The sequence below is a fragment of the Shewanella intestini genome (assembly GCF_018221465.1).
GTDB classification, from domain to species: domain Bacteria; phylum Pseudomonadota; class Gammaproteobacteria; order Enterobacterales; family Shewanellaceae; genus Shewanella; species Shewanella intestini.
In genome coordinates this window covers 31,911-52,066 of the sequence record NZ_JAAIKR010000007.1, presented here as the reverse complement: position 1 = coordinate 52,066, position 20,156 = coordinate 31,911, and the positions used below count along the sequence as shown (strand labels likewise).

11 protein-coding genes and 1 pseudogene are annotated in these 20,156 nt (G+C 42.1%); 5 read left to right on the top strand and 7 right to left on the bottom strand.

Annotated elements, in window-relative coordinates; translation table 11 throughout:
- Positions 1-166 precede the first annotated feature (166 nt).
- From glnL to G3R48_RS08895, 3 genes are read left to right on the top strand one after another with little or no spacing between them, the layout of a single operon-like run.
- Positions 167-1,207: a nitrogen regulation protein NR(II) gene (gene glnL / locus G3R48_RS08905; RefSeq protein ID WP_153664520.1), complete on the top strand. Its 1,041-nt coding sequence runs from the start codon at positions 167-169 to the stop codon at positions 1,205-1,207.
- Between the two features lie 50 nt (positions 1,208-1,257).
- Positions 1,258-2,679 carry a nitrogen regulation protein NR(I) gene (gene glnG, locus G3R48_RS08900; RefSeq protein ID WP_153664518.1) on the top strand — a complete coding sequence of 474 codons (1,422 nt, stop codon included), beginning with the start codon at positions 1,258-1,260 and terminating at the stop codon, positions 2,677-2,679.
- 2 nt (positions 2,680-2,681) lie between these two features.
- Positions 2,682-3,200 carry a gluconokinase gene (locus G3R48_RS08895; protein WP_212593289.1) on the top strand — a complete coding sequence of 173 codons (519 nt, stop codon included), beginning with the start codon at positions 2,682-2,684 and terminating at the stop codon, positions 3,198-3,200.
- Positions 3,201-3,331: 131 nt separating this feature from the next.
- Here the strand turns inward: G3R48_RS08895 and G3R48_RS08890 are convergent, their stop codons facing one another.
- From G3R48_RS08890 to plsB, 3 genes are all read right to left on the bottom strand, one after another.
- Positions 3,332-4,117, bottom strand: a complete 786-nt coding sequence (locus G3R48_RS08890; protein WP_153664516.1) for a VOC family protein — start codon at positions 4,115-4,117, stop codon at positions 3,332-3,334.
- A 324-nt stretch (positions 4,118-4,441) separates the two neighbouring features.
- On the bottom strand, positions 4,442-5,698 hold the full coding sequence (gene mtr / locus G3R48_RS08885) for a tryptophan permease (RefSeq protein ID WP_153664514.1): 1,257 nt from the start codon (positions 5,696-5,698) through the stop codon (positions 4,442-4,444).
- Positions 5,698-8,124 (bottom strand): glycerol-3-phosphate 1-O-acyltransferase PlsB, encoded by a 2,427-nt coding sequence (plsB, locus tag G3R48_RS08880; protein WP_153664512.1) that lies wholly within the window; start codon positions 8,122-8,124, stop codon positions 5,698-5,700. Before plsB ends, mtr begins: the two co-directional genes overlap by 1 nt.
- 455 nt (positions 8,125-8,579) lie before the next feature.
- On the opposite strand from plsB, the gene G3R48_RS08875 reads away from it, so the two are divergent.
- Together G3R48_RS08875 and G3R48_RS08870 are read left to right on the top strand one after the other, a co-directional pair.
- On the top strand, positions 8,580-8,780 hold the full coding sequence (locus G3R48_RS08875; RefSeq protein ID WP_212593288.1) for a hypothetical protein: 201 nt from the start codon (positions 8,580-8,582) through the stop codon (positions 8,778-8,780).
- Positions 8,781-8,834: 54 nt separating this feature from the next.
- Positions 8,835-10,037, top strand: a complete 1,203-nt coding sequence (locus G3R48_RS08870; protein WP_153664707.1) for an SVAGG family GlyGly-CTERM protein — start codon at positions 8,835-8,837, stop codon at positions 10,035-10,037.
- Between the two features lie 467 nt (positions 10,038-10,504).
- On the opposite strand, the gene G3R48_RS08865 is transcribed toward G3R48_RS08870, so the two are convergent.
- The 4 genes and pseudogenes from G3R48_RS08865 to G3R48_RS08850 form a co-directional block, all read right to left on the bottom strand.
- Positions 10,505-11,476: a transposase gene (locus G3R48_RS08865; RefSeq protein ID WP_153664508.1), complete on the bottom strand. Its 972-nt coding sequence runs from the start codon at positions 11,474-11,476 to the stop codon at positions 10,505-10,507.
- A 109-nt stretch (positions 11,477-11,585) separates the two neighbouring features.
- Positions 11,586-12,044, bottom strand: a pseudogene (locus tag G3R48_RS08860) (transposase); the annotation flags it as partial.
- A gap of 683 nt (positions 12,045-12,727) precedes the next feature.
- The gene (locus G3R48_RS08855; protein ID WP_153664506.1) at positions 12,728-13,111 is read right to left on the bottom strand and encodes a hypothetical protein; all 384 of its coding nucleotides are present in this window, start codon (positions 13,109-13,111) and stop codon (positions 12,728-12,730) included.
- Positions 13,112-13,137: 26 nt separating this feature from the next.
- A partial coding sequence (locus G3R48_RS08850) for an RHS repeat-associated core domain-containing protein (RefSeq protein WP_212593287.1) occupies positions 13,138-20,156 on the bottom strand: 7,019 nt, incomplete at its 5' end.

Genomic DNA, 20,156 nt, shown 5'->3' with positions numbered 1-20,156 from the left:
GTTATTTATCTAACATAAAAAATTAATCAACTTAAAAACAAACAGTTAATACAATATATACAGATTGATTAATCCTAAGTGAAGCCGATCAAGTTGGTTGCGTAATGCACCAACTTGGTGCACCATAGTGGTGCAGTTAAGTCGCAACCCTCACTTTGGATGACCAATGGATACCAACAATCTACTCAACCACTTAGTTACCGCCGTACTTGTTATCGACAGGCAATTAAGGCCATGTTTTGCTAATGCTGCTGCAGAACAACTGCTTGGTATCAGTCATCATAAATTATTAGAACTGCCTTTACCGGAGCAGTATCACTTCATGGGTGTTGAGAGCCAAATCCTGATCGATGCAGTCATTGACAGTCAAAGCCTTACCGTGAACACCACATCATTAGTCACCCAAGACGGTCAAAACCACACCATTGATATCACGCTGATCCCGTTAGAAAATCAGCAACAATTAAGCTTATTAGAGTTACGTCAAGTTGATCAACAGCGGCGTATTCATCAACAACTGAATATGGATGCCCAGCAACAAGCTGCACAATTTTTAGTGCGAAACTTAGCCCATGAAATAAAAAACCCTCTGGGGGGATTACGCGGTGCTGCACAGCTATTGTCACGCGAACTCAGTTCGCCTGATTTAAAAGAATTCACGAGTTTAATTATTGAGCAAGCAGATAGATTACGCAGCCTTGTTGACCGCCTACTTGGGCCGCAAAGGCCCACTGAGCACGCACAACATAATATCCATCAAGTGCTGCAAAAAGTCATCACCCTAGTCGAGTTTACATTACCTAGAAATATCACTTTAACTCGGGACTATGACCCATCCATTCCTGATAACGAAATGGACCCGGATCAAATGCAGCAAGCGGTCTTAAACATCGTACAAAATGCCATTCAAGCATTAGAAATGCTAGGCGGTGACATTGTCATCAAAACCCGCACCCAACATCAAGTAACCATTGGCAGTAAGCGTTATCGATTAGTGCTTGCCGTATCCATCATTGATAACGGCCCGGGTATCGCCCCAGAACTAATGGACACCCTGTTTTATCCAATGGTGACAGGTAGAGAAGAAGGGTCTGGTTTAGGGCTGTCTATTGCTCATAACATTGCCCGGCTACATGGAGGCCGAGTTGACTGCAACTCTGCCCCAGGGCAAACAGAATTTACAATTACATTACCCCTACAGTCGTAAAAATACCCAATAAATGCACTATCACGATGAAAGCCGTGTGAGGAAATAACATGAATATAAGTGAAAAAGTTTGGATCCTCGATGACGACAGCTCCATTCGTTGGGTGTTAGAAAAAGCCTTAAAAGGCGCTAAAATCACCACCGCGAGCTTTGCTGCTGCCGAATCGCTTTGGCAAGCTCTGGAGTCATCACAACCGCAAGTTATTGTGTCTGACATACGAATGCCAGGAACAGATGGCTTAACATTGCTCGAACGCCTTCAAACGCATTATCCACACATACCGGTCATTATTATGACTGCCCATTCAGACTTAGATAGCGCCGTAAGCGCTTATCAAGCTGGGGCGTTTGAATATCTACCCAAACCTTTTGATATTGATGAAGCCATTGCTTTAGTTGAACGAGCAATTACCCACGCTAGCGAACAAAGCCCAGTTTTAGAGGCAGACTTAAACGAAACAGAGGTTAAAACACCCGAAATAATTGGCGAAGCACCAGCTATGCAAGAGGTGTTTCGTGCCATTGGTCGCTTATCGCGCTCATCGATTAGTGTCCTTATTAATGGTCAATCCGGAACAGGTAAAGAATTGGTTGCTGGCGCACTCCATAAACACAGTCCACGCAAAGATAAATCTTTTATTGCTCTAAATATGGCTGCCATTCCTAAAGACTTAATTGAATCAGAGTTATTTGGCCATGAAAAAGGCGCATTTACTGGCGCAGCTGGCGTTAGGCAAGGCCGATTTGAACAAGCCAACGGCGGCACCCTGTTTTTAGATGAAATAGGCGATATGCCACTGGATGTGCAAACACGGTTGTTACGTGTATTAGCCGATGGGCAATTCTATCGTGTTGGTGGTCATCAAGCTGTTCAAGTCGATGTAAGGATTATTGCCGCAACCCACCAAAACTTAGAAGTGTTGGTTCAAAAAGGGTCTTTTCGGGAAGATTTGTTTCATCGTTTAAATGTGATTCGGGTGCACTTGCCGCCATTATCACAACGCCGTGAAGACATTGCCCAACTTGCCAATCATTTCTTAAATTCTGCCGCACAAGAAATTGGGGTTGAACCTAAAATATTAACCAAAGAAACCGCCGTTAAATTGTCGCAATTAGCTTGGCCAGGCAATGTAAGGCAGTTAGAAAATACCTGCCGCTGGTTAACAGTCATGGCATCAGGGCAAGAAATATTGCCGCAAGATTTGCCGCTGGAACTCACTCAAGATCCCGTTAAAAACAGTGCTGCCCACATTGAAAACGATAATTGGCAAGCAGCTCTTGCTGCGCTGGTAGATGAAAAACTCTCTGCAGGAGAGTCTGATTTGCTCACTGAAATTCAGCCCGCATTTGAACGCATTTTATTGGAAACCGCGCTTAAACATACACAAGGGCATAAGCAAGAAGCGGCTAAACGTTTAGGCTGGGGTCGAAATACCTTAACCCGTAAATTAAAAGAACTGTCAATGGAATGATGATGAACAATAACCCACAAATTATTGTCGTTATGGGTGTCAGTGGCAGTGGTAAATCAACCTTTGCCACTGAGCTAGCTACCCGACTTAAAGCTAAACTTATCGACGGTGATGACCTGCACCCGAGAGTAAATATCAATAAAATGGCCAACGGTATCGCCCTAGATGACACCGACAGAGCACAATGGTTAATTAGAATTAACGACGCCATTTACAGCTTGCAGCATAAACATGAGTCAGCAGTGATTGTTTGCTCCGCGTTAAAGCAGGCTTACCGCCAAGCAATAAGGCAAAATAATCAATCCATCACGGTTATCTATTTGGCTGCGGAACAAGCGCTTATTGAGCAACGTTTATTACAACGCCAAGGACATTTTATGAAGTCATCAATGATTGATAGTCAATTTGCTGCGCTAGAGCCCCCACACCAAGAGCCATTAACAGTTACTGTTAATGCCAATCAAAATCTTGCAATGATGCTAAAAGATGCGCTGCAACAATTATCTCACCAAGCAAGTTAGTACTGTTACATTGTGAACTATGCAGAAAATATATTGCCCGCAGTGTAATATGATTCGCCCGAACAATTATCTCAGATAACCATCATCACAAGCATAAGTCCTCCACAAGACGCTAATGCCCAAAACTAATGTTATTCATCTTGACGATTATCTACAGCAATAATAGAAAATACCGCCCCTTGCGGATCATTAAGTACAGCAAAGCGCCCAACCTCAGCAATATCCGTTGGCGGCACACAAATTGTTGCGCCTAACGCTTGGGCTTTATTAGCCATATCATCACAATTATCCACATCAAAATAACTCATCCAATGACTGGCAATATCACCCCATTCAGCCGTCATCGCAATCATACCGCCAACGGCTTGTTCAGCCACCAACCATTGAGTGTAATCAAACTCGCCCATTGGCACTGTGCTCATACCAAAACCCAACACCTGTTGATAAAAACGTTGCGACTTTTCAGGCACTCGACAAGCCAACTCTACCCAACAAAGTGTGTTGGCAATATGCTGATGTTTAATACCATGATGACTCATGGCTTGCCACACTGAAAAGCTCGCGCCCTCTACGTCCATCAATACTGCCATTCGCCCAGCATCACCCACATTATGTGGCCCAATAACCAACTGACCGCCAGCAGTTTTAGTGCGCTCAATGGTGTCATCTACATTGTCGACAGCAAAATAGATCATCCAATGACTCGGTGTATCTTTGGCCATTTCTGCTGACATTTGATACATAGCAGCAACCTCTCCTGCTGCAATCTGCATTGTGGTGTATTGCCCATCAGGTGTTGGCATATCAGTCGCTTCCCAACCAAATAACTGTTGATAAAATGACTTAGCCGCTTGCCAGTTGTGAGTTGCTAACTCAACCCAGCAAGGCTGCCCTTGAATATATGAATCCACTTTCATGTTGAAATCCTCCTTGGCAATGAGTATCGACAACCATGTACGACCTTCTCCAGCAACCACCCGATTACCGCAAGCGTTTAGTTATGCCAGCGCAATATAGTACTTAGAGTATTTAGGTGTGTAGCTTGGTATTTTATGGTTAACGAGTGATATAAAGTGACATATTAATCATAGTCTAAACGGTTTATTTACCGCTCTTTTTTACACTAAATCATCCACATTGATTAAAGGTTTAATAGCCGCATCCATAAAAAAAGAGCCTTCAAATGAAGACTCTTTCTCAATGATAAAATCAAATGCGTGAATGCAGTCCTTTTATAAAACTTACTTGTAAACCGGCAAAATATCCGCCATGGCCAGTAAGTGACACGCTGCCGTCACTGCGCCAAATAACACCACAATATAAATCAGCGCATTACCGCCAGGGACTTTATAACCCTGACTATCAGGATATAACTGTCGCACTTTGTATGCTAATAACCCTGGTACAATTACCGCCCAAATTGTTGCCGCTAACGCCGCAAAACCGATGGCAATTAAGAACCCATTTGGGAATAAAATCCCCAAAATAGTCGGAGGAATAAAGGTAATGGCAGCAGTCTTAACTCGGCCGCTACGGGAATCATCAAAACCAAATAAGTCAGCTAAGTAGTCAAATAAACCTAAGGTTACCCCTAAAAATGATGATGCCACAGCCAAGTTAGCAAACAAGGTTAACATGCTGTTTAGCCAGTCGCTTTCAATCACCCCAGTTAATGAAGCAACTAACACGCCCATATTGCCGCCCTGAGCAATAATATCGGTAAACATGCTGCGTGAAATATTGCCCATGGTGGCTACTAACCAACACACATAAATTAATAACGCGATAAAGGTACCAATGAAGATGGCTTTGGTGATGGTTTTAGGGGCATTGCCATAATATTTTACCAAGCTTGGTACATTGCCGTGATAACCAAAACTGGTTAAACCAAATGGAATGGCTGCCAACATATAAGGTAAAAATCGTGCTTCACCGTCAGGCTGAGTTAACGCTGGAATATCTATTTCAATCAATAAATTACCAATTGCTAAAAAGAAGGTAATCACCATACCACCAAGCATAATGGTAGTAATCCTATCGACAGCTTTGGTGCTAATTAACACAATAGATGCCAATACCACAGCAAAAATTAATCCAGCTGCACTTTGAGGCAATTCAACACCAATATTGCTTAAGCTATGGTTCACAATAGAGCTACCACCACTAATGTAAGCATAAGTTAAAATATACAAAACAAAGGCGATAGAGACACCATTCACCACTCGCCAAAACTGCCCCAACACCTCTTTAGTTAAGGTGTCAAAACTCGCGCCCGGTTTAAAGTGAAGATTAGCTTCAAGTAAAAACAGCCCTGATAACAGCATGCAAAACCACACACCAAGCAACATGAGTATCGAATAACCAAACCACATTCCCGCACCGACAACGGGCAAAGAGAACATGCCCGCCCCAACGGTTGTACCGGCAATAATCATTGCGCCACCCAGTAATGACTTAGCTTGTGGGCCATGCTTTGCCCCATCCATATGATTGGCCATTAAACTTTCTCATGCTCCGCAGCAACGCTGTCTACAATGGTTTGTCTTACTGATGAACGTTGCAATTGGTTAACGTGATCGCGAATCCTTACAACATCAACATGAGGCTGAACCGCGCATAAATATCCCAGATTTTTTAACTTAACACTCAAGGTGTTATATAACTTTTTGTCATAAAACTCTGGGGCAGTAATACCATGTAATGCCCCTAAACGCTGCGCTAACAAATGGCTTTCACGTTCTAGATCTGAACGCTCTAAATCTGGTTTCATGGCCAATAAATTAAAGATAATCGCATAACGTTGCATGGTTTCACTGACGGTTTCTGCAAGTAACATTAGCTGCGTAATATGTGCAGGATTTGGGGTAAAGATATTATCCCCTTCAATTAACCCTTCTTTGCTCATCTGCGCCAGGATGTTATCGATATACTCATCAACATCATCAATATTCATAAACAACTCCGCTTTTAACAGCGGGTATAAATCGGCAACAACATCATGAATTTGTTGACGCTGACAATCTTCAATTCGCACTAAGCAACTGGCAATTAACGAAGGAACAATAAGTAAATGAATAATATTATTACGGTAATAACTCATGGTGATGGTTATGTTTTCATCGATAGAAATAATCTCACCAATGCCGTCTTTTTCTGAAACGAATTTATTCAGTGATAAACACTGATTAACTATCGACTCGCCAGAACCGTCGACCACTGAGGTGAAGTTGGTGTACGGTACGTTATTTAATAAGCGTAAATATAAATCAAGCTGCTTCTCTAACTGACTCCGCTCTAAAGCATTTTGCTCAGAAGCTAGCAGCACTAACGCACCCAAAGTCACTGACGATACCGCTGCCGCGCCATTAATATTGGTCATGACTTTGGTTGCTAAGCCATTGACAGCAGGCGTGAACCAAGTTGGTTTTTGTTCTGCATCTTTAGCAGCTTCTTCACGCCAATCTGGTGACTGTTTATTAAGGTATTGTTGTAAGTTAATCGGCTCACCAAAATTGACATAACCATTACCAAAGTTACCCAATTTACGAATTGCACCAAATACTTGCCACACTGATTCTTTTTTCTTTTTCTTACCACTTAATTCTTTATGGTACGTTGCCACTTCCATCACATGGTCATAGCCTAAATAAACTGGAACTAAGGTAACAGGGCGCTCAATACCACGCAGCACACTGTTTACCGTCATCGCCAACATACCTGTTTTAGGCGCAAGTAAACGTCCAGTACGTGAGCGTCCACCTTCAGTGAAATATTCCACCGAATAACCTTTGGCAAAGAGTTGGTCTAAATATTCACGAAAGACAGCAGTATAAAGTTTGTTACCGTTGAAACTGCGGCGAATAAAGAAAGCACCGCCACGGCGGAACATAGGACCCGCAGGCCAGAAATTAAGATTGATACCTGCCGCAATATGTGGCGGAACCATGCCTTGATAATAAAGAATGTATGACAGTAACAAGTAATCCATGTGGCTACGATGACACGGCACATAAACGATTTCATGGCCATCATGGTGCAACTGACGAACTTGTTCTGCGCCGCGAATTTTAATGCCGCTATACAGTTTGTTCCACAACCAAGTTAAAAATCGCTCTGCAATGCGCACCAAACTGTCTGAATAATCCGCTGCAATTTCATCAATATAACCAATGGCAGATTGACGCGCTTTTTCTTCAGAAACTTTCTTATTTGCCGCTTCTTCTTTAATGGCTTTTTTTACTGACTCAGATTTAAGCAAAGAATTAAACAGCGCTTGACGATTTGGCAACTGCGGGCCAGTCATCACTTTACGTTGACGCCCAAAATGTACCCGCGCAACACGCGCTAATTTGTGGCCAATGGCTTTATCTGAACCATGCTCATCTGCCATATAACGTAGTGACACGGCATTAGAAAATTGCACAAAATTATGTCTACCCAAAAACATTATCATCAGCCACTTGCGCAACCAAGTTGGGTTTTGGCGCTCAAGCACTGCCGCTTTCATGGTGTCATCTTCTTTTCCTGGAGTGCGGCCCCAATATAGGCTGACAGGAATAAGCTGAATATCTAACTCTGGACGCTGGCTATGTAACGACAATAGATTAGTAATGCAATCGATATAGCTTTCACCATTATCACGTTGACCAAAAAGCGGCTTTTTACCTTCAAGGCATACCACTCTTGGCACTTGCACGCCATCCACTTCAAGCGACAGATAAGGACTTGGCATACCTAAGTCAGCGGTAATTTCGCTTAGTGCTGCAGTGTCGCTGATTGAGTCCGTTTTTAATACGTAAACTATCGGTTTGTTTTTGTCGAGATTTAAGTCCGCAAAAGGCTCTTCTGGGACAACAACAGTATGTACCATCCACTTTTGAACCCAGCGGAGTGAACGCAACAATATCGAATCTGGTTTTGACATAATTATGATTATTTATTTGTCATCAAATAGTGCCGCATAGGATAACAGAATATCAAGGTTATAGACTATGAGTTATGTATTAGCGTTTGTGCCAAATGACCTCATACGTGGTCAAATTCTACTTTAGCACCGATTATTTTTCGGGGGGATTACCGGCTCACTGCCAGTACTGACTGACTATTGTCAACATGTCGACCGTAAACGACGACCGAGCGCAGCTAACTGTCAAAAATGGCTGAGCGCCTAGCCATACCTATCTGATTTAATCACTTCATATTTCACTCTTGATAGTCATCAAGTTTTTCGGCTGTGTTCAATTCATAAAAATAATAGATAAACGACCAAATTAGCACTTTTTTGTATATCAGAGCTGAATTTGGTTGATTAATCGCCCTTTAATCTATCAAGCCATACATTAGAATTGAGTCGTGTTGCTTATATTAATTATGGGTGGCATGTTAGTTGCTCAAGGATCATTTTCTACATGGACACCAACACAAATTAATTATGTGGAAGGTTTATCTTCTAGTTCAGAAGGTATGACGTTATGGAGTACGGATAACGAATATTGGATAGGTCGTTTTTCTAGTAATCACAAAACATTTGTGACAAGTAAAGAACAAGGGAAGTTGTTTAAGATTGTTGGTTATAAATAATTCAAATTCGCATCACTTTTGGTGCTTAATTAATTAAAGTAAGAAAAATAATATATGAAAATTTTAAATACATTTATAGGTTTAGGTTTAGGTCTTCTTTCGGTAAGTGCGTTTGCGGTTGAACAAGTTGATGTTTTGTTTCTTGTTGAACCAAAAGCGTATGAGTCCGTGAATAAGGAAGATTTAAACAAATTGATTGAAGCTCAAATATCAACTGCTAATTCAATTCACAACAATGCGGGAACTGGTATTAATTATCATGAAATTGCAGTTGTGCCGTGGGTTGATAATAGTGTGGGAGATAATATAGAACAAGGACAAAGTTTTGTAGGTAGTTCTGGGGATATAATGTATTCAATACCATATTCTGAAACTCAATACAATGAGGCATTTCCTTCTCTACCTATTCATTATAATAATTTGATGAATAGTTTAGCGAAGAAATATCATGCTGATAATGTTGTTTTTATTGCCTCTCCATCGTCAAGAAATGTAGGTGATGTAACTCAGATTGGGAATGCTATTCAAAGTTGGGGGGTTGTTGTAACTCTTGGTGGGTTACAAAACTCGTCAACATTGCTAACTCATGAATGGGGACATAATTTAGGGCTTGGGCATACTTCGGAAGAAGAATGTTCAAAAAAACAATATGTGATGTGTGCTATTGCGTCTGAGTCTCCTGACACTGCGTTTATAGAATCAGATGTAAAGGACATGAAAGGTGTGATGGATGGTACAATTGATCCGTATTCTACGAATCCTTGGGTACTTGATCATCGTCTTTTATCTCACTATTCAACTCCTATGAAGAAGTTGGTTAATGTAAATTTGAGTATTGAAAAAACAATACTTGATTATACAATTAACTCAACAGAAGTGGTTTTAGAATTAAGTGAACCTTTGGATCATGAAGTTTCTATTGAGCTTTATACGGAATCAATTAATGCTATTTATGGGGTGAACTACGATAAAGATATTTATCATCGTGTTACGTTCGCACCGGGGGAAACGAAAAAACGGATTGATGCAAATGTAACACATACAGGTAAAGACGTTTCATTTAAAATAGGTGCTAGAAGAGGCTTAGATTTGAATGATTCGAATGTTGTTACTGTAACCGTTAAATCTAATCCTAAATTAAAAGTAGAAGTTAAAACAGGTAAAAGTAGTAAAGACAGTGGTGGTAGCCTTGGCTTCTATTCTCTCTTTGGTCTTCTTTTATTAAGTTTTTTAAGAAAAACTAATACTAATGTTTGAATTGCTTTTAACTCAATAAAAAAAACCGTTTCGGTTTTTTTTATTGCTCTTTTAAAAATCGTTTTCAGTGAAAACGGTTAACGTTTGATAGAAACGGTATCATTTCTTGACTCTGAAATTGATTTTTAAATTATTTGAATAGTAAAAACAAAAACCTGCAATTTATTGCGGGTTTTTTATTTGGCTATATATATAAACAAGCCACCCATTATCAATCAATAAAATAGCGGCCTTTTGGTATGCTATCAAGTGAACTCACCTGTTTGAGTAGTCGTTGGTTTGGGGAGTCTATTGATTTAGCAAGATTTGTTGCTATTTCGGCGTATTCAGCTGATATTGTCCGAATTTAATTCGGCACCAAGCTGTCCATATTGGAATACTGGAAGATTGATTAGATTAAGCGATTTGCTTTGTTGCTACCGCTGTTGATGTCAGTTCAGAAAGAACCTATTTAGTAGCATACCCATTTAATGAAAATATCGGCAGCTTGTGGCGAAGTGCCGTCGTCGCTTTTGTAAATGCTCACAGTATTTTGTTAACTCTTGCAGTGAACCTACTGGGCCATGAAATAGCTGCCCGAACTCGGTAGCAAGTTTTAACCAGTTGACCTGATTGATGTTTAGTCGATTGAGTATTTTTGAGCTGCTGGCCTTGATAGCACCGCGTTTATCATCACGAATAACCCGTCCTGTATCATCAACTAATTCAAGATAATCCTTTAATGAAAACGCAATGCCTTTGGGTTGATTAGCACGTTCATTACCAATAAATGGCAGTAAGGCTTTAGGCTGTTCGCCTTTTAACGCGGCTTTTGTGCGTTGCTGAATACTGGTGTAGTCTGATTGCTCTGGTGTGGCTGCCATGTTGGCACGTATGGGGTTTAAGTCCACATACGCCATACAGGCTAATACTGCAGCTTCATCTAATAAGGCTTGAGATTTAAATCGTCCTTCCCAGAAACGACCTGAACAATTATCTTCTTGGTTCGCTTGTCTGGCAATAGGCTCATTTAAGCAGCGCATAAACCAAGAGATATCACATAATCGACTTCTATATATGGCGATGGTGTGTTTTAACCTTACAACTTCATGGGATTCAATCAACTGACCTTTAGCAAATTTATGGGTTAACACATCGCCTTTAAATAACTTATGCCATTGAATTACTACATCTCGGTCACTCCAATGATTTACCATTTCAATATCAATGTGTAACACCACATGCAGATGATTAGACATCACCGCATAAGCTGCTACATCAATGGCAAACACATCCGTCAGTTCAAGAATGAGTGATTCAATCCATCCACGTCTGTGGTCATAGTTGTTACCTGTGTATTTATCATCACCACATAAGAAGGCGCGGCGAACCACGCGGCTACAGCAATGATAATAAGGGGTGTCTTCAAGGCTAATTTGGCTTCTACGAGGGCGCGGCATCATAACCTCCTTGTTTAATGCTCAAATCAAGCTTAGTAGGAAGTCACGATTGATGCCATTAACTATGGGTGTCTATGTATTTTCCATTAACTATGGGTGTCTACGTATTTTGGTACGCTTGTCTGGCAATAGGCTCATTTAAGCAGCGCATAAACCAAGAGATATCACATAATCGACTTCTATATATGGCGATGGTGTGTTTTAACCTTACAACTTCATGGGATTCAATCAACTGACCTTTAGCAAATTTATGGGTTAACACATCGCCTTTAAATAACTTATGCCATTGAATTACTACATCTCGGTCACTCCAATGATTTACCATTTCAATATCAATGTGTAACACCACATGCAGATGATTAGACATCACCGCATAAGCTGCTACATCAATGGCAAACACATCCGTCAGTTCAAGAATGAGTGATTCAATCCATCCACGTCTGTGGTCATAGTTGTTACCTGTGTATTTATCATCACCACATAAGAAGGCGCGGCGAACCACGCGGCTACAGCAATGATAATAAGGGGTGTCTTCAAGGCTAATTTGGCTTCTACGAGGGCGCGGCATCATAACCTCCTTGTTTAATGCTCAAATCAAGCTTAGTAGGAAGTCACGATTGATGCCATTAACTATGGGTGTCTATGTATTTTCCCATGGTTAAAAATAATATAAACACGGTTCAATTTAAATAGATTCTACAGATGTAGAATCTCACCCACTCTGACCACACAATCTTTTATCCTTGACCGCGAGTCTACTCGGTATTGACCACACATTCCGCCATCAGTGAACAGCTAAAAATCTACGCGAGGGAATTAATAGAGTATAGCCGATGGCTTCAAGCAGCCAACTCACGACCGAAATGCGGCGAGAGAGTAGCAGAACCTATGATAAAAATGCACAGAGCTGTGTGCTACTGGCTAACAGAATGGGTTATAGATTTACTCACCGCTAGTGGCGCTGGTGTCAATTGCACAGGCTTCTGTTTCTAACTGACTGCTTCTACTGGTGAGCAAGGCTCGGGCCGCTGGATAAATGGGGCAAGCAGAAAGAAAAAAGTCCCGCCGATTATAAAATGGGCGAGACCAGTATTTTACCGTTAATGCTCAACATTTAGGATGGGTGGTACCTTATTATTTAGCGATTACTGCCGTTAATATTGAATCCCTCCCCCAAATTGCCCAAAATGTGGAGCAATTAACTATGCCCGCCCATGTTTATTTTAATTGTAGGTGGCTATATAAATACACTTAATAGTATAAATCAGCGACTCCCCAAGAAATAAGAGTAAAAAACACTGATATAACAAAGTAAATCAAGTTGGAATAAAGCTTTTCCTTTTTTATTTCGGTAGTATTCATTAGATTTGCGTCAGGATAAAGAGTGTCATCACCCATCCACTTATTAAATATTATTATATATAAAAAACCACTGAAAATTGGCGCAACCCCAACGATTAAAAATAAATTACCAAAAAAAACAATGCTTACATATACACTCAATGGTAGTGTAACCAATGCTAATATTAAACCAATGTTTATCTGAGTAAAAAACATAGCCTTGTTTTCTCCCCATGCTAGTTGATGCCCAATGTAAGCTCCCCTAACAAAAAACCTAAACACACTAAATAACATAAGCATTACCTTAATTAAAGTTCAATTTAAAATTTTGGGAATAGATTAAACGGGTTTTGGGTATAAGGTAACTGGTTTTCTGGATGTGCATATCTATTTTCAAAGTGCTTAACAACATCCCTCTTGAGCTGAATAATTCCTGTGACATTTCTATCTTTACTATAATTCATATCGACTACCCCATAAACTGTTGCTGCAGCTAAACCATATGGAGAGCTCGTTCCAGCTTTTATAGCTGCAATATCAAGGAAAAACTTTGTAATCCCCTCAGAAGTTGATATGTGCCCCTGATCGACATTATAAAAATTTGACGCAAATGAATGTCCTAAAATTGCCCAGCCAGTTATACCACCAATTATTTTCCCCATAGTTCCTATATTATTTAGACTATAAGAACCTGCAGATTGCGAAGCCCCCCTGATAGTTGTCCACTCATTCATGGTAGCTCCTGTTGCAAATAATGCTGTTGCAGCCCCTTTAGTAGATACTAGCGAATTACCGCTAAAAGCTAGGTCTGCCGCGGCTCCGGCCGTCGAGGCACCAGAAAGAAAATTCCCCGCACCAATAGACTCGTATGTATCAATTGCTTTTTGAGCAAAATCGACTTTTTGAGTTCCTCCCTCGTTTTGCGTTTGAGTGCTATCTTTATTAGATACACTTTGTAAACTTCCAATCGTGGCACTTGTTATTTGTCCACCACTGATTTTAGCTGAAAATGACTGCGTAGAGCCATTCGAAAATGCTGTTCCTGATACCCCAGTTGTAACTGAGCGTTTAAGGTGTGAACCCGTTACGGAAACCTTTTCTGTTTCTTTGGTATATTCAATTTTCTCTAATTCTGGTTCCGCTTCATACCCCGTTGGATCTGTTCCACTGAGCGGATTATTCATAATATACGAATACGGGTTAACACTTTGTGTCGACGTCGGTGATTGAATAAACGGGTCCACCGACATAAAGCGGCCCATATTGTAATCGTACACCCGACCGTTCATATGAATAAGTTGCTGTTCATTCAAATGCTCATGGTCAGTAAAGCCACGACGATTACGGTTGGTATCAACTAAATCCCCTAAGCTGCCCGCGACACTTGCCGAAGCTGTGCGACCAAACGGGTCGAAGTAACGCTGGGTGATGATATTACCCTGATGGTCAACCATGGTCGTTGCACTACCTAACCTGTCTCGCAAGGTATAGAGCAGTTGATGGCTGCGCTCTGGCGTATAACTGAGCACCGCAATATCACCGATATAAGCGCGCCAGCTGCCGTCATTATCTGATTCGAACAACTTGTCGACATAATGGGTCTTAGTGGTCGTGCCGCTGACTGTACGTGTTTGCAGGGCGCGCATATTATCGCTGCCGTACACAAATCCTGTACTCGTGTTGCTACCTGGTCCACGACCAATAATGCTCAAGGGTTTATCCAGTGCATTGTAAGTCATGGTGAGACCATCCCCACTGACTAAGTTACCACGCCTATCGTAACGGAACTGAATTTTAGTGCCATTAAGCTTAGTGATAGCGCACACTGCATTTGGCCCGGCGTTACTGTTTGAGGCACAGCTACTATTGTATTCATAAGCGTTAGCGGTATTGCGGCTGTAGTCGGTCTTTTTAAGCAGATTACCCACCGCGTCGTAACCATAATCTACAGTCGCTGCAAACGGCGTTACGCTATCATAGAGCGCAAATCCTGCATTACTGAAACTATATTGCTCTAGGCGATTTAAGTTGTCGTACTCATAGTGCTTCTCTAGCCCTGTGATGGCATTACGTTCATCGGTAAGATTCATAAAGCTATCGTAATGGTCGTAATAATGGCTATGTAACACGCCTAGGTTACTACTGACCTGAGTGTTGGCCATCGTGCCTTCACTGTTATAACGACTGGTTTGCTCAAGCAGAGTGTTTGCCATCTGGCTACCTGTGACATGCCCAGCGGCGTCCATGTCGGTCACGGTGCGATAGATGTACCCCGATGCAGCATTACGAGTCTGATTCAGGTAGCCACTGTTGTTATAACGATACTCTAAAGTTAAGCCATTGGGATAGGTCAGGCCTTTAGGGCGACCATAAAAACCGTCGTATTGATGGCTGATGGTACGAGTGACATTATCACCGCCAGCACTACTAGCGACCTGAACTGAACTTGTGGCTAGCTGTAGCGCATTGGTATACGTGTAACTACGTGTAATACCGTTTTGTGACTCACTGCTGAGCATGCCTTGCTTGAGGGTATCCCAAGTGTAGCTTGCACTCCCGTCGGCATTGCTGCCCGTTATGGCTTTTGTTGTGATACGCCCTAAGGTATCAAGTGCAAAGGTCTGGGTGACCAGATTGGCATCGGTTTGCTTATCCAGTTCACCAAGTGTGTTATAGCCAAAGATGGTGGTGCCTTGGTTAGGGTCAACAACCTGAGTTTTATGGCCGAAACCATTGTAGCTAGCGACTATCTGCTGCTCATTGGCGTCTTGTATTACCAGCGGTCGCCCTGCGCCATCATAGGCGAAGCGGTTACTGTTATCATCAGCATCAATGGTTTCATACAGTAACCCTTGCATGCCGTAGGTACGCGACATGGTGCGGCTCCCAACGGTGATGTCGGTCTTAAGGCCGCTATAGTCATAGGTGGAGATTAAGCCGCCAGATTCACCATTGGGTAAACTGCGAGCCCTTGGTCTATCGAATGCATCAAAGTCACTGAAAACTGTAAATTCGGCCGTATCACCACTGAAATAAGGTAAAGACTCATGAGTTAAGTGCCCTAGGCTATCGTAACGCTTGTCTAGGTATTGATAATTGCTGCCGTCAAAAGCTTGAGTCGCACTGCGTAAGCTTCGACCTAAACTGTCAAGATATACCTCTTGAGTCGGCATACCCGCTGATGTTGAACGAGTTAACAAATGCGCATGGCTCGGCGCATGGCTGCCACTTGCCGCTAATAAGTAGCGAATATACTTGATTGGACTACCTGTTTGACTTAGCTGCACTGGGCGGCCGATAGCATCATACTCAGTTTCAGTGATGATACTGTTGGGCGCAGTGACTTTAGTCGGTACGCCGAGTCCCATATTGTATTCAGTGGTCGTCAGATGATTTTTAGCATTGGTTACTTGATAAGGCAGGTAACCATCGTCAGCTTGACTGGTGCCATCTTTGGTATACGTAAAGGAAGTCGTTCGTGCCGTTAATGCACCACAACTGCTGGTTTGACCTGTGACACTGACCTCTGTCGGCAAACCATATTCATTAAATGTGGTAGCTTCAACTCGGTCACAATTGCTCCCCTTGGCAGTATAACTGACATTAGTCGGTTGATGATGAGCGCTATGCCATGCATTTATAGTTAACAGTTGCCACTGTTCAGTATCAGCAGTTAAATACGGGTCATTTGCCCAACCGCGCTCAGTGACGTTAGTGGTGGTTTTTTTCGAAGCAAACTTCCTCAAGAACCAATTATCAAGATCCGCTGTAAAGTCTGTTTCAATAACGCTTTGATATCGGTTGGCGCCGCCATCGACAAAGTCAGTGACAATTTTAGTGCGTTTGCCAATATTACCATGCTCGTCTACACCCGCTAAATCGACAGTCTGCTCAACACTAGAGCGCTGCTCACTGGCCCCACTTAGACCATAGCTATGGGTGAGCGTGTTGGTGTTGATATTGTGATATACACCTGTGAAGCTGTGTTGCGGATTATCAGCCCACGCTTGCGTGGTGGTCGCGACGGTGGTGCCAGCCACTTTCACGGTTTGCGACTCAAGTAAGCCTACCTGTGGAAATTTCTGCTTAAACACCGTTTGGGTGGTTTTATTGCGAGCAACGTCCTTTTCTATTATTTCTCTAAAGCCTGTAAAGCCTCGGCCTTGTAGGTTATATATTGCGCCTTTATAGGCGTATTCGGTCTCATTAGTGCCGCCAATACCATTACTTTGTTCAAAGGACTGCACGACATACATGCTAGAGCCAAAGTGGATATAACCATCACCGACATATTCGTGGTCGGTCTGGTACATCTTGGTTTGACCGGCGCTGGCTTCGCCTGTTGAGAGCGGACGATAACGCCACGAGCTTTGATTGCCAATGCCGTCCGTAACAGATTGGAGGTAGTCGACGGACTTATAGTCACTGTTAGTTTGTGCATTTCCTGAGCCGAAGTTTCTTGTCATGTAGGCTCCGTAGTTTTCTCCCCACATTGATGAACTAGGGTCTTGTATCCAGTGAACATTATTACCAGCTGTACGCCGAGGACCATAAGTAGTTAATAGATCGATAAGACCATCACCAAATAGATCCATAAACCTTGCTTGATGAGCTGAGCCAATAAAATCACTGCTTGATCGAGTTAGTGCGTATCCCCCATTACTCTGAAGTACAAACTTAATAGCATCATAGCGGTAAATTGAATCGTCATAATCCGCAGTGTTTATTGCCGTCGTGGGAAAGTCGGCTGTTGAACTTGTCCTGATATCTTTATAGAGGGCATCTCCACAGCGGGTTTTGAAACCTGCTATAGGTTCACCGACTTTTGCACAAGCTGTTATAAGCCGCTCGCCTGGAAGCATCATTTCTGAAGTTCCATCAAGATCTATATCGGCGAATTGAATGCTATTGAAGAACTTTGGATAGTAAATATCAAAACTCTCAACTGGGCCTAATGCTATTGCATGTTGACGTGTTTTTAGTTCGACATCACCGCCGAATTCTATCCAGCTTTCAAATGCCCCACCGATATTGAGTAAGTAACCTAACTGTCTGCCAGAGCTATTATGTTGCCACGCAATGATGTCAGGCAAGCTATCGCCATTAATGTCCGCCATCATATGGAAAAAACTCATTTCACTTTGATTGGAGTTTACCAAAAGACTAGGGGCAAGAAGGGAACTATGTTGAAAGTTAGCGGGGGAACTTTCATTAAGTAAAAAATGACTCAAACGTGCAACAGGTACACTACCTAACTGATTTCCTCCCACATAGGAAACTAAAAAATCAGTTAAGCCGTTACCATCAATATCACCAACTAGAGATAGTGACTTTGTTGATCTAAATATGTTTCCAGAGCTAGCTTTTGGTGCTCTAAATAGTTCTTGTGATTCAGTAAATATTTTATTTGCTGCAACTTTCTGATAATTTGATTGATTGAAATAAACTCGCCAAACATCGTCTCCAGAGTCGTACTCTTTTAGAACCAAATCTATTAATCCATCACCATCGATATCACTAGCTCCAATAATAATATTTTTGGAATCTGATGGTGTATAACTTAACCCTGTAGATTGAAAGCTTAGTGTATCGTCACTAAAGTCAATCCACAGTTGACCATTGATAGATGTATGTACATCAATTTTTCCATCTAGGTCTAAATCAAAGGTACTACAGTTGTACCTCCCCATTGCGTATTCGTAATGACAGGTTTTCTCTGATGTAAATCCATGAGTGCCTTTTAACTCTTGTTCTGCATTAGTGAAATAGTCAGGAAAATCAACAGTACCATCCCCATCAACATCCCCATGAGGTTGGAATTCGTGAATTTTGACTTTATCCTGAAAAACCTGTTGTTCTCCAATCGTTAGTGGAGCCGTTTTGGTTAAAATATCCTGATTATTACTTGACCAGTTTAAATTGGTGTTTTTTGTGCAAGACTCTATACCTGTTTTGTAGCCACACTGCTGCACTGAATCAAGCAAACTACGAGAGCTTGCGTTACTTGATTTATACGTAATGCTATATTTAGACACAATATCACTGCCATATTGTGTATTAATCTGTTTCAATCGACGTTCTGTAACCAATTTACCTCCAGCTAGATAGCTGAGACGAGTGTCATTGCGGTTTTCATACTTAAACTCAACAACTCTATCCCCCTCTGTACCTGCTGAGCCCGTATAGTAAATTTTCGATAACAGATGCTCACCAGCAACACTGGTATCATATTCATAATCTATGGTGTTGTTGCCCCCCGCCCAAGACTCCTGAGTCACTTTCCAGTTTAGGGTTGTGGCTAAACCTACAGGGGCAAAGCGGCTATTGGCATTGGCACCATAAGTTGCAGTTGAGCCATCAGGGCGGTGCACTGTAAAGTTAGTTGATGAACTATTAATCCCACCAGATTGGATAACTTTGACAAAGCTGTCCATCTCGGTGCGGTATTCAGTACCACTGGTGCCATAGGTTCCTGAAGTAATAAGTCGCTGGCCATTGAAACAGAGTCTGTCGGTGTTGGCATTGAAGGTCACCGAACGAGTGAAACCATCTTGGGCATAGGTTGCCCCACAACGGCTAATACCAGAGCCTGCATTGAGCGACCAGCCAACTCCTGCAACGCCATTACCACTTTGCGAGTTATAGCTTAGCGATACTTTTGGCTGAATACCGCCGCGCCCAGGTGGCAGGTCAATTGGGATTTGGTAACTGGCTTGGCCGCCAGAAACGCTGGCTTGGCCTTTTAATGCTGCCGTGCTTAAATCGACAGTTTGAGAAGGCTCTGAATCACTGCCACCCGCATCGGTAACGGTGATCTGTTTTGTTTGCCTCCACGCAGGCGGTAAAGTTACCGTTACAGTAGATGAGACTTTCCAATCACTGCAACCTGATGCATTACATGCATTGACTCTGTACTGGTAACTGCCATCGGTATTGACCACGTGATCAAAGCTTATATCCTCTTGAGAAGCTAAATTTGACCAAACGCCGTTATTTACACTTTCTTGTAGCGTATAGATTGTGGCTGTAACCACTTGGGCCCAGCTAATCGTATAACGGCCATTGGTGACTGTTGAGGTTGGCGTCGCGATACTGGCTGGAATTGAAGGTGATAACAATACAGTGGTGACAGATGAAGTTCGATATCCACCACTTAAAGATTCATACTTTGCTTTCACTCTGTATTGATATGTATTCGTCGATAAACCTGAAACTGCTTTACTGGGCGCTGTCCCCGTATAAATACTTGCCCAAGCCCCTGAGCCAATTTTTTGCTCTAGTTGGTAACCTGTTGCACCTGAGACGGCTGCCCAGCTGACGGTATACGCCCCATCAGCAT